The 11,747-nt window shown below is 66.5% G+C and carries 7 protein-coding genes and 1 pseudogene; 6 read left to right on the forward strand and 2 right to left on the reverse strand.

The genetic code is table 11. From position 1 onward, the window contains the following. Positions 1-517, forward strand: a pseudogene (locus tag I2E26_RS05320) (hypothetical protein); the annotation flags it as partial. 744 nt (positions 518-1,261) lie between these two features. Here I2E26_RS05320 and I2E26_RS05325 read toward each other — a convergent pair. After that, positions 1,262-2,653: an aminopeptidase gene (locus tag I2E26_RS05325; protein ID WP_195419898.1), complete on the reverse strand. Its 1,392-nt coding sequence runs from the start codon at positions 2,651-2,653 to the stop codon at positions 1,262-1,264. A gap of 226 nt (positions 2,654-2,879) precedes the next feature. On the opposite strand from I2E26_RS05325, the gene polA reads away from it, so the two are divergent. Then, the gene (gene polA / locus I2E26_RS05330) at positions 2,880-5,681 is read left to right on the forward strand and encodes a DNA polymerase I (protein WP_195419899.1); all 2,802 of its coding nucleotides are present in this window, start codon (positions 2,880-2,882) and stop codon (positions 5,679-5,681) included. A gap of 159 nt (positions 5,682-5,840) precedes the next feature. Here the strand turns inward: polA and I2E26_RS05335 are convergent, their stop codons facing one another. Then, positions 5,841-6,716, reverse strand: a complete 876-nt coding sequence (locus I2E26_RS05335) for an HAD family hydrolase (RefSeq protein ID WP_229056438.1) — start codon at positions 6,714-6,716, stop codon at positions 5,841-5,843. Between the two features lie 281 nt (positions 6,717-6,997). On the opposite strand from I2E26_RS05335, the gene I2E26_RS05340 reads away from it, so the two are divergent. The 4 genes from I2E26_RS05340 to I2E26_RS05355 all read left to right on the forward strand — a co-directional run bounded on the left by I2E26_RS05340 (position 6,998) and on the right by I2E26_RS05355 (position 11,513). Next, positions 6,998-7,915 carry a transporter substrate-binding domain-containing protein gene (locus tag I2E26_RS05340; RefSeq protein ID WP_229056439.1) on the forward strand — a complete coding sequence of 306 codons (918 nt, stop codon included), beginning with the start codon at positions 6,998-7,000 and terminating at the stop codon, positions 7,913-7,915. Positions 7,916-8,019: 104 nt separating this feature from the next. After that, on the forward strand, positions 8,020-9,216 hold the full coding sequence (locus I2E26_RS05345) for an amino acid ABC transporter permease (protein WP_195419901.1): 1,197 nt from the start codon (positions 8,020-8,022) through the stop codon (positions 9,214-9,216). A 3-nt stretch (positions 9,217-9,219) separates the two neighbouring features. Then, on the forward strand, positions 9,220-9,987 hold the full coding sequence (locus I2E26_RS05350; RefSeq protein WP_304515627.1) for an amino acid ABC transporter ATP-binding protein: 768 nt from the start codon (positions 9,220-9,222) through the stop codon (positions 9,985-9,987). 134 nt (positions 9,988-10,121) lie between these two features. Next, the gene (locus I2E26_RS05355; protein ID WP_195419902.1) at positions 10,122-11,513 is read left to right on the forward strand and encodes an L-serine ammonia-lyase, iron-sulfur-dependent, subunit alpha; all 1,392 of its coding nucleotides are present in this window, start codon (positions 10,122-10,124) and stop codon (positions 11,511-11,513) included. Positions 11,514-11,747 lie beyond the last annotated feature (234 nt).

Genomic DNA, 11,747 nt, shown 5'->3' on the forward strand with positions numbered 1-11,747 from the left:
CCAGGGTGCTCGAGGGGGCTTGCGACTCCTGCGCGCTACGCAGGATTACTTCGGATGCGCTCGGTCGCCGTTCGAGGTGCGGGCGGCATTGCAGTACGGGCTGTCGCGCTTGCGCGGCGGCGAGGGGAGGGTCGTTCGTCTTGACGAGAGGATCGACCTCTCCCGGTCGGGAAGGATCCTGACGGGTCAATCGGTGTGCTATGCCGATCTGCTTGCCGAGAGCTTGGATGGCTCCAGGCAGCTGGTGCTTGAATGCCAAAGCAGGTTGATTCATTCGGCTGCCGACCGGCAGCTGCTGGATTTTGACCGGCAAGCCGCGCTGCAGGCGATGGGATATGAGTATATTCCTCTCACGTACGCGCAGCTGAGGGATGATGCCAGGCATAGGGAGATGGCGGAGCTGGTGGGAATGAAGCTCGAGGGCCGTTATCTTGAGAAATCGGCGCTGCTGATGGAGCGCGAGCGCGCGCTTCGCCGGGAGCTCTTCTGCGACTGGCGTCGCCTGGGCGAGGTGTGAGCAAGGGTCCTTGTCTGCAGGGCTTATTCGATAGCGGCCGGCATTCTGGAGCGAGCCGGGCGGGGTACGTTCGAGCGGCTGTTTTGAAATGCCGTGGACGCGCGCGGACCGGGCTCCCATGCTGTGAGGATGGGCGACGACCGCGTGCCCGGTCATGGGGCTTTGGCCTTCGAGAGGTCAAGGCTGGCGGGTTCGATCGGGTCCGCCCGCACGCTTTGGGTGGAATTCGCGCATTCGTCGGGCTCTCCCCCTCGAAGTGAGTGGAATATCGGGGGCCGCCTGGGCTCTCCCCCTCGAAGTGAGTGGAATATCGGGGGCCGCCTGGGCTCTCCCCCTCGAAGTGAGTGGAAAAATGAAACAGCCCGATCGCTCGATTCTTGGCAGTGCGATTACCTGGGCTTTTACGGGCGGTTTTGCGCTGAAAACGCGGTCTGTCCAGGGGTGTGAAAATAATCCACTCACATCGAGGGTGAGAGCTTTTCGACGCCCGCACCCGGGCTCCTGGCATTCGCATCAGACGGCGTTCGCGGCGGGGCGGATGCCGCCGCGCTTCGTATAGGGGCGCCATCGGGGCTCCGATGGAAAGAAAACGCCCGCATCGAGCGTTTGGACGCATCGATGCGGGCGCGGGTGCCGTTCTTGGGTCCCCTGGTTTCCGCGAGGGTCGGGGTGATTTCCGGGGCACGTCGGAGTGCCGGGCGCCGGGGCGCGGCGCCGTGCGAAGGGCGCTGTTCGCCGGGTGCGTTACGGGCGCTCGATGAAGGCCTTGTAGCCCTTGTACGCCTCGTAGATGTCGGCCTTGTTGGTGGCCTCCCACAGCGCGTGCATGGAGATGACGGCCACGCCGGAGTCGATGACGTCCATGCCGTACTCGGCGAGGATGTAGGCGATCGTGCCGCCGCCGCCTGCGCCGATGCGGCCGAGTTCGCAGGTCTGGTAGTCCACGCCGGCCTCGTCCATGATGTCGCGGATCAGCGCGAAGTACTCGGCGTCGGCATCGTTGGAGCCGCCCTTGCCGCGGGAGCCCGTGTACTTGTTGAAGCACAGGCCGTGACCCATGATGGCGGCGTTCTTCTTCTCGAAGCGATCGGCGTAGAGGTGGTCGAAGCCGGCCGACACATCCGAGCTGAGCATGCGGGAGTTCGCCAACGCGCGGCGGAGCGCCAGCGGGGAGCCCTCGCCGGCGAGCGCCATGATCTCGGCTACGGTGTTCTCGAAGAAGCGGCTGGTCATGCCGGAGGCGCCTACGGAGCCGATCTCCTCCTTATCGACGAGCAGGGTCACGCTCGTGGTCTCGACCTCGGGCGTGTCGAGCTGGGCGCGCAGGGACGGGTAGGCGCAGACGCGGTCGTCTTGGCCGTGGCCCAAGATCATGGAGCGGTCGAGGCCCATGTCGCGGGCGGGGCCGGCGGGCACGACCTCGATCTCGGCGGAGAGGAAGTCCTCCTCCTCGACGTCGTACTTCTCCTTGATAAGGTCGAGGAACATCTGCTTGACAGGCTCCTTGACCTCCTCGTCGCCCTCGATGACGACGGGGCGGCCGGCGACGATGACGTCGAGGTTCTCATGGTCGACGGCCTTGCCGGCGGGCTTCTCCATCTGCTCGCTTGCCAGATGGATCAGCAGGTCGGAGATGCAGAAGACCGGATCGGCCGGGTCCTCGCCCACGGCGATGTCGACGGTGGTGCCGTCCTTCTTGCAGATGACGCCGTGCAGGGCCAGCGGGGTGGCGACCCAGTGGTAGGCCTTCACGCCGCCGTAGTAGTGGGTGTCGAGGTAGGCCATGTCGCCGGCCTCGTAGAGCGGGTTCTGCTTGAGGTCGAGGCGCGGGGAGTCGATGTGGGCGCCCAGGATGTTCATGCCCTGCTCCATCGGGCGGCGGCCCAGGTTCACGAGCATGAGGGTCTTGTTGTGGCTGGCGGCGTAGACCTTGTCGCCGGCCTTGAGGGCACGGCCCTCGGCGATCGCCGTCTCGAGGTTCACGTAGCCGGCCTCCTCGGCCAACTTGATGCTGGACTTCACGCACTCGCGCTCGGTCTTGTTCTCGCTGATGTAGCGACGATAGCTCTCGCAGAGCTCGTCGACCTCGGCCAGGGCCGCGTCGTCGTATTTCTTCCATGCGTTGGGTCGCTCCATGGGATGCGTCCTTTCTACGTGGGTGATCTGGTGCTGTTCGCCATGGTATCACGTGCGCGTGCACGCGATGCGCGCGCCATCCCGTGAACCATCTTGTAATCGTGCGGGTACGCCCGCAGTTTTTCGGGCATTTCGTAGTCGCCGCGCCGTTGCGGTTTGTGGGTGCGCCCCCGTGTCCCGTGCCGTAGACTGTAGGTGGAAAACCACGCAGGAACGGAGTTCCCCTATGACCGATACAGCCCCCGCCGCCGAGCGCCGCCGCGTATTCGCCGTCATCGACGGCAACTCGCTGATGCATCGCGCCTTCCATGCGGTCCCGCCCACCATGAACGCTCCGGACGGCCGCCCCACCAACGCCGTCTTCGGCTTCCTCAACATGTTCCTCAAGATGGTCGACGAGTTCGATCCCGACGGCGTAGTCGTCGCCTTCGACAAGGGCCGCCCGGCGGTGCGCATGGAGATGCTGCCGCAGTACAAGGCGCAGCGCCCGCCCATGGACGACGGCCTGCGCCAGCAGTTCCCCATGATCAAGCAGCTGCTCCAATCCATCCGGGTGCCGATCGTGGAGGCCGAGGGCTGGGAGGGCGACGACATCCTGGGAACGCTCGCCCGCGCCGGCGAGGCCGCCGGTTGCGACATGCTGCTCATCACCGGCGACCGCGACATGTACCAGCTGGTCACCGACCATATCAACGTCGTCTCGACCCGCAAGGGCCTGTCCGACATCGCCATCATGACGCCCGAGAGCGTGGACGACCTCTACCACGGCATCACGCCCGAGCTCGTACCCGATTTCTACGGCCTCAAGGGCGACAGCTCGGATAACATCCCCGGCGTGCCCGGCATCGGCCCCAAGAAGGCCAGCGCCCTCATCGCGCAGTACGGCAGCCTCGACGAGGTCATCGCCCATGGCGACGAGGTCAAGGGCAAGATGGGCGAGAACCTGCGCGCCCATATCGACGACGCGCTGCTCTCCCGCGAGGTGGCGCGCATCCGCACCGACGCGCCCGTATCGGTCGATTTCGCCTCGACGAACTTCCCTGCTTACGATGCCGTCCAGGTGAGCTCCGGTTTGGGGGAGCTGGGTATCACCGCCATGCAGGGCCGCTTCCTGGCGCTGCTGGGTGAGGGCGCGGTGGCCGACCTGCCCCAGCCCGCATCTTTCGACCTGCCCGAGCCCGCCGTGCGCGCGATCGCCGAGTCGGGGGAGGGCGTGGCCGACGCCTTGGCTGCGCTCTTCGCCGCCATCGAGGCGGGCGAGTGGGTCTCCGTGGCACTCGATGACGACGCGGCGGCGGACTCGCTGTTCGGCACCACCTGGACCCTGTGGGCGGCGACGTCGCAGGGGCTGCTCGCCTTCGAGGAGATTCACCAGGACGACTTCGCGACCGCGCCGCTTCCCGCCGAGGTCGCGGCCAACCTGGGCGTGGACGCCGATGCCGGCCTGGTGCGCGGCGTGCTGCTGTGCCTGTTCGCCAACGCCTCGGTGGCCTCGCCCGACGTCAAGGCGCTCATTCACGCGGTCGCACCCGTGGACTCGGCGCATCGCGCCTTCCTCGATCCGCTGATGGTCGACCCCGCCCGCGTCTTCGACGTGGTCGTGGCCGCGTACCTGCTCGATTCGATTCGCGCCGATTTCGACGACGCCTACCTGGCGGAGACCTATCTGCATGTCGGCCTGCCCGCGGTGCGCGGGGAGAAGGGCGCCCCGGCCGATGCGCCCGCCCGCGGCGCCCGCGCCGCCGTTCTGGCGCAGCGCCTGCTCGAGCCGCTGGCGGCGGCCCTCGAGCGCGATGGCGACGTCGATGTGTTCACGCGGATCGAGATGCCGCTGGTCCCGGTGCTCGCCGATATGGAGCGCTCGGGCATGTTGGTCGACCCCGATCGCCTCGCCGGCCTCTCCGCCGAACTGGGCGGGCAGATCGATGCCCTGGCGTCGCGCATCCGCGAGCTCGCGGGCGACGAGACCTTCAACATCTCGAGCCCCATGCAGCTCTCCCATATCCTGTTCGACGTGATGGGGCTGCCCACCAAGGGCCTCAAGAAGACCAAGACCGGCTATTACTCCACGAACGCCCGCGTGCTGGAGGAGTTTGCGCGCGACCACGAGTTCGTTCGACTGGTGCTGGAGTATCGCGAGAAAACGAAGATCAAGTCGACCTATCTCGACGCGCTCGGGCAGCTGCGGCGCACCGATGGCCGCGTGCACACCACCTATAACCAGACGATCACGGCGACGGGGCGCCTCTCGAGTTCCAACCCCAACCTGCAGAACATCCCCACGCGCTCCGAGCTCGGGCGCACGGTGAAGACGGCGTTTTCGGCAGGGGAGGGATCCGTGCTGCTCGCGGTCGATTACTCCCAGATCGAGCTTCGCCTGCTCGCGCACCTCTCCGCCGACGAGCACCTCGTGGCGGCGTTCAACGAGGGCGAGGACTTCCATGCCGAGACCGCCGCGCGCGTCTTCGGCGTCGCGGTCGACGAGGTGACCCCCGACCTGCGCAGCCGCGCCAAGGCGGTGAACTTCGGCATCGTATACGGCCAGCAGGCCTATGGCTTGTCGCAGACGCTCGATATCCCCATGGGCGAGGCGCGCGAGATGATCGACCGCTACTTCGAGGCCTATCCCGGCGTGCGCGCCTACCTGGACCGCACGGTGGAGGACGCCAAGGCATGCGGCTACGCGGTCACGATGTTCGGCCGGCGCCGCCCCATCCCCGAGCTCAAGATGAAGAACCCGGTGCAGCGGGGGTTCGGCGAGCGCACGGCCATGAACCATCCCATGCAGGGCTCGGCGGCCGACATCATCAAGCTCGCGATGATCCGCGTGGCGCGCCGCCTGCGCGAGGAGGGGTTTGCCGCGCGCATGGTCCTGCAGGTGCACGACGAACTCGACTTCGAGTGCCCGGTTTCCGAGGTGGAAGCTCTGACGGCCCTCGTGCGCGAGGAGATGGAGAACGTGGTCGAGCTGCGCGTGCCGCTCATCGCCGAGGCGAGCACGGGCGTGACCTGGGCCGACGCCAAGTAGCGCGCTCGCGGCCCCGAGGTCTGCGAAGCGCTTTCAAATGACGACGGGAGGCGGCTCGTAAGCGAGTCGCCTCCCGTTTTTTCGTCCTCGTGCGTTCGCCGCGTATGGTTCGAGGCGCACGGCTTCCGGCGGCCTTTGACGCCGTGCTCCGCTTGCGCGCTAGCGCCGCACCGCGAGCATCGCCTCGATGACCGTCGACACGCCGCGGTCGTTGTTGCTGGGTGCGAGGTAGTTGGCATGGGCGTGCATGTGCTCTTCGGCGTTGGCCACGACGAAGCCATGGCCCGCCGCCTCGAGCATCTGGATGTCGTTGTAGGTATCGCCGAACGCGGCCGCGTCGGCGGTGGGGATGCCGAGGTGCTCGCAGAGCCGTTCGATACCCGAGCCCTTGTTGATGCCCCGGTTCATCACGTCGATCCACTCGCGGCCGGCGTTGGTCACGTGGAAGCGGTCGCCCCATGCGTCGCGGTAGGCGTCGGCGAACACCTCTTCGGCGTTTCGCTCGGGAAAGTAGACGGTGTACTTGTTCACCTCGGCATCGATCCCGTCCAAGGTGTCGACATAGCGGATCGTCGAGAAGAACTTGCGGAAATAGCCGTCGTGCACGCGGTCGCACGCCCTGATGTAGCAGGCATCCAGGCTGCAGACCGTAGGGCAGCCGCGCCCGTCTTCCAGGGTGAACCCGAGCAGCTCGTCCACATCCTTCGGCTCCATGAGGCTCTTGTAGATGATTTCCCCGCGATAGGCGATCGCCGCGCCGTTGTCCGACATGAGGGCGATCGTATCGAGGTGGTCGGCGAACATCTCGCGCAGCGTGTAGCAGGGCCGTCCGCTTGCGGCGCAGAACACGATGCCGGCGTTCTCCATCGAGGCGATCAGCTGGTTGAAGTCGGGAGGCAGGGTGCCGTCATCGGCCAGGAGCGTGCAGTCCATATCGGTGGCCACGAGCGCGACGGATGCAAGGGCGGGATCGTCGAGGTAGGAGGGCAGCATAGGGTCCTTTCGGGGTGCGGCGGTCGTGTGGTTCGATGCCATTGTAGGTCCATCCGCTTCGCCCCCGGTTGTGATTCTGGGCGCCATCGAGACGGCGGCCCTCCCGCATCGCCGCCGGCGTCCCAGTGTATGCGCATTTATGAATATGAAATGTAACCAATCTATTTCTCGGAATATGACGTGCTGACGCTTCATCAAGATGGAGTATCCTGCCATGCAGCACGCGGAACTTTCACGCATTGAGTTGCAAGGGAGAGGGGGATGGGCCCCCTCTGGTTGCGTCGTGCGAAAGGGGTCTCAAACTAAAAACCGGAGGTAACATCATGACTCACGAGACTGTCGATGTATCGGTACGATCCGCCATGCGTTCCCGTAGGGAGTTTCTCAAGCTCTCGGGTCTCACGGCGTTGGGCATCGGGGGGATGATGTTCCTCACGGGGTGCGGCCCTGCTCCCCTGGAGAGCGCGGATGATGCGGAGGGCTCCTCGGCCTCTTCCGCGGTACTGGGCGACGGCGTCACCCTGCGCGTCGGTATGGAGGCGGCATATGCCCCCTATAACTGGCAGGTTTCCTCGGCTTCCGATTTCACCATCCCCATCGAGAACGTTTCGGGCGCCTATGCCGATGGCTACGATGTCCAAGTTGCCAAGATCATCGCGGAGCAGCTCGGCATGGAGGCCGTCGCGGTCAAGCTCGAGTTCGGCTCGCTCATCGATGCGCTCAACAACGGCCAGGTGGATATCGTGTGCGCGGGCATGTCCGTCACGCCCGAGCGCGCCTCGGCGGCCTTGTTCTCCGAGTCGTATGTGGACGACGATATCGTAATGATCACCAAGAAGGATTCCGCGTACGCCGGCGCCACCACGTTCGCCGACCTCGAGGATGCATCGATCCTGGGCCAGGCGGCCACCATGTACAACGACGTGATCGACCAGATTCCCGAGGTCAACCATATGACGCCCGCCGAGACCGTCCCCATGGTCGTGGAGAACCTGCGCAGTGGCACGTGCGACATCATCACCTACTCGAAGCTTTCCGCCCCCAAGCTGCTCGAGGTCTATCCCGATTTCGTCGAGCTCGAGATGGCCGACGCCTTCGAGGGGTCGCGCATGCCCGACAACGCGGCGGTCGCGAAGGGCAACGATGCCGCGCTCGTCCGCATCAACGAGATCATCGCCGACATCGATGAACAGGATCGACAGGACATGTGGTCGGCCTGCATGGACCGCCAGCCCGCCTAGCGCTCGCGCGTATCGTCAACCAAGACAACCATCAACGCTCCTGGTGCGCGTTGGGCAAGGGCCCGCGCGCGCCTCGGGCCCTATCGCTCTATCTGGGGGAGACTATGGATTCCACACGTTCCGGCATGGACGGCGCCCTGGCCCGCATGGCCGCGTTCGCCCGCGCCGACCACCGCTACGTCCTGCTCGGCACGAGCGCCGTGGCGGCGGCGGGCATGGCGCTGTCGAGCCGCCCGCGTCCCGCGCTCAGCTTCATGGCGCATGCCTACGGCGTCGAGGTCGTCATGTATTACGCGCTCGCCGCCTGGGTCGCCCTCTCCGCGGTCGCGCTCGCGTTCAAGCTTGCGAGGTGGAGGACGTACGCGCAGACGTCGCCCTTCACGCGTCCCGCTGCGGTTCGCGCGCTTCGCTACGGCTCGTATGCGGTGTGCGCTATGACGCTCGTCCTCGCGATCGACCGCATCGCGATGGGGCTCGCATCGGCATGGCGGGTCGCCGTGACCGCCGATACGCGTCCCGAGCCCATGCTCGAGAGCATGCTCTTCATGCTCTACGACAGCCGCGCGATCTTCTTCGAGGGCTTCAAGACCACGGTCGCCCTCGCGGTATTCGGCACGGTCATAGCATTCTTCCTGGCGCTGCTGCTGGTGTTCTTGCGTATCCAGGTGGTGGACCGTGCCGATAACGATTTCGTTCGGTTCTGGAAGGTCGCGGGAGCGGGTTTCGCCAAGGCCTACAGCACCGTGGTGCGCGGCACGCCCATGATGGTCCAGGCGATGATCATCTTCTTCGGCGTGTTCTCGCTGTTCAAGCTGACGAGCCTCGCGACTACGCAGATCAATGCCATCTGGAGCACCTTTGCAGCCGGCCTCGTCACCATCGTGTTGAACTCGACGGCCTATATGATGGAGGTCCTGCGCGGCGGCATCGAGTCCGTCGACGCCGGCCAGATGGAAGCGGCGCGCTCGCTCGGCCTCTCGCAGTGGCAGGCCATGAGGAAGGTCGTCTTCCCCCAGGGCGTGAAGCTCGCCATTCCCGGTTTGTCCAACGAGCTGGTCATCAACATCAAGGACTCCTCGGTGTTGTCCGTCATCGGCACCTTCGACCTCATGTTCGCCACGACGACCGTGGGCGGCATGTATTATCGCCAATTCGAGGCAGCGCTGCTGACCAGCGTGATCTATCTGTGCCTCACGATGTTCGCCTCGTGGCTGCTGGGCCGCTTCGCTGCCCGGCTCGACGTGAGGCCCGTCAAGCTCGGCAGCACGTCCGACCAGCCCGTCAACGTGGAGGAGAACTAGATCATGAGCATGAACGTATCCGCTGTCCCCATGGATGGCTGCATGGTTCGCATCGAGGGCCTTCGGAAGTCGTTCGGCGACCTGGAGGTGCTGCGGGACGTGAACCTGGACGTGGCGCCGGGCGAGGTCGTGACGATCATCGGCGCGTCCGGTTCGGGCAAGTCGACGCTGCTGCGCTGCATCAACCTGCTTGAGACGCCCGATGCGGGCCACGTGTGGTTCGAGGGCAGCGACCTGACGGCCGACCATGTGGACGTGAACGGGCTGCGCGAGGATATCGGCATGGTGTTCCAGGGATTCAACCTGTTCAACAACATGGACGTCCTCGATAACTGCACGCTCGCGCCGGTGACGCTCAAGAAGATGGGGAAGGCCGAGGCGGAGGCCGTCGCGTTGGCCCATCTTGAATCCGTGGGCCTGGCCGATTTCGCGCACGCCGCCCCCGCGACGCTGTCCGGTGGCCAGAAGCAGCGCGTCGCCATCGCGCGGGCCCTGTGCATGAATCCCAAGATCATGCTGTTCGACGAGCCGACCTCCGCGCTCGACCCGCAGATCGTGGGAGAGGTGCTCGAGGTCATGCGCGGTCTCGCGCGCGACGGCATGACCATGGTCGTCGTGACGCACGAGATGGAGTTCGCGCGCACCGTGTCCGACCGCGTGGTGTTCATGGACCGGGGCGTCATCGCCGAGCAGGGCGAGCCCGAGCAGATGTTTACAGAGCCCGCGCATCCGCGTACCCGCGCGTTCCTGGCCCGGTACCTTCGGTCGTAGCGGGCATCCATGTCCGTCGAGCTCGCCCCGTGCGCGCTGGATGGCGTCCGTTCGGCCGTGAAGGGCGGCATGGTTAGGAAATTTGCGTCGAACCAAGTAGAATTGCAACCATTGGTCGATGCAAGGAGGCAATCGTGGGGGAATCTGCTAGCGAGGTAACGAGGGATGCCGCGGCGCGCGATCGGGCGCTGTGCGAGCTGCTCGATGGCGAGTTGATCTGCGCGCTGGGATGCACGGAGCCCATCGCCGTGGCGTACGCGGCGGCGCTGGCGCGCCTGGTGCTGGGCTGCGAGCCCGAGGCCATGCGCGTAGGATGCTCGGGGAACATCATCAAGAACGTGAAGAGCGTGACGGTGCCGAACTCCGGCGGCATGCGCGGCGTCGAGGCCGCGGCCGTGCTGGGCGCCGTGGGCGGCAACGCGGCCGCGGCGCTCGAGGTGCTCGAGGGGGTGGACGATGCGCACCGCGCCCGCACGGTCGAGCTGCTCGGGTCGGACGGCTACTGCGAGGTGAGCCTCGTCGAGGGCGTGCCCAACCTCTATATCGATGTGCGCGCCGAGGCCCTGGGCCACGTGGCCGAGGTCGCCATCTCGGAGCACCACACCAACGTCGTGCGCTGCACGCGCGACGGCGTGCCGGCGAACCAGCTGTGTCCCGCGGCGCGCGGCGGCGAGGTGGAGGATGCATGCTCGGGCACGTGCGCGCTGCTGAATGCGGCGGGCCCCGCTGCCGCCGAGCCCTCCCATGCGCGTCCCGTCGAGGGGATGTCGCTCGATATGATCATGGACTTCGTCGAGTCCGGCGACATCGAGGGCGCCCGCGCCGCGCTCGAGCGGCAGCTCGAGCTCAATCGCGCCATCTCGGACGAGGGCCTGCGCAACTCCTGGGGCGCCGAGGTCGGGCGCACGCTGCTGGCGACGCGCGGCGACGACGTGGCATGCCGCGCCCGCGCCCGCGCGGCGGCCGGGTCCGATGCGCGCATGAGCGGGTGCGCGCTGCCCGTGGCCATCGTGTGCGGCTCGGGCAACCAGGGCATCACCTGCGCCCTGCCCGTGCTCACGTACGGCGAGCAGCTCGGCGTACCGCACGATAGGCTGGTGCGCGCGGTCGCGTTGGCGGACCTCGTGGCCATCCATACCAAGAGCTACATCGGTGCGCTCTCGGCGTTCTGCGGCGTCGTGTGCGCGGCGTGCGGAGCCGGTGCGGCCATCTGCTGGATGCGAGGCGGCACGCGCGAGCAGATCGGCGCGACCATCGTGAACACCCTGGGCAACGTCGGCGGAATCGTGTGCGACGGCGCCAAGGCGAGCTGCGCGGCCAAGATCTCGGCGGCGGTGGACGCGGCCATCCTCGGCTGCGATATGGCGCTCGAGGGCCGCGGGTTCCGCGCGGGCGAGGGCGTCGTGCAGGATACGGTCGAGGAGACCATCGCTGCCATGGGCTACGTGGGCCGCGTGGGCATGAAGGATACCGACGTCGAGATCCTTAAGATCATGACGGGCGAGACCGAGGTCGCCGCCTGCTAGATCCATCGCACGCCCACCGTGTAACCAGGGGCGCCCCCGCGTTCGTTCGCGGGGGCGCCCCTGGGTTTTGCATCCGCTTCGCTAGGCGCGGGAGGCCGCAGCCTCTTCCTGGCGCCGGTGGAAGCGCTCCTCGATCTCGTTGAAGCTGGCGGCGAAATCGGCCATCGAGCCCGACCACGTGGCGCGCTCCTGCACGCCGTTGCCCACGTAGGCGGTCTGGATGCCGCAGGCGGG

Source organism: Collinsella sp. D33t1_170424_A12, assembly GCF_015554865.1.
In the GTDB taxonomy this organism is placed as follows: domain Bacteria; phylum Actinomycetota; class Coriobacteriia; order Coriobacteriales; family Coriobacteriaceae; genus Collinsella.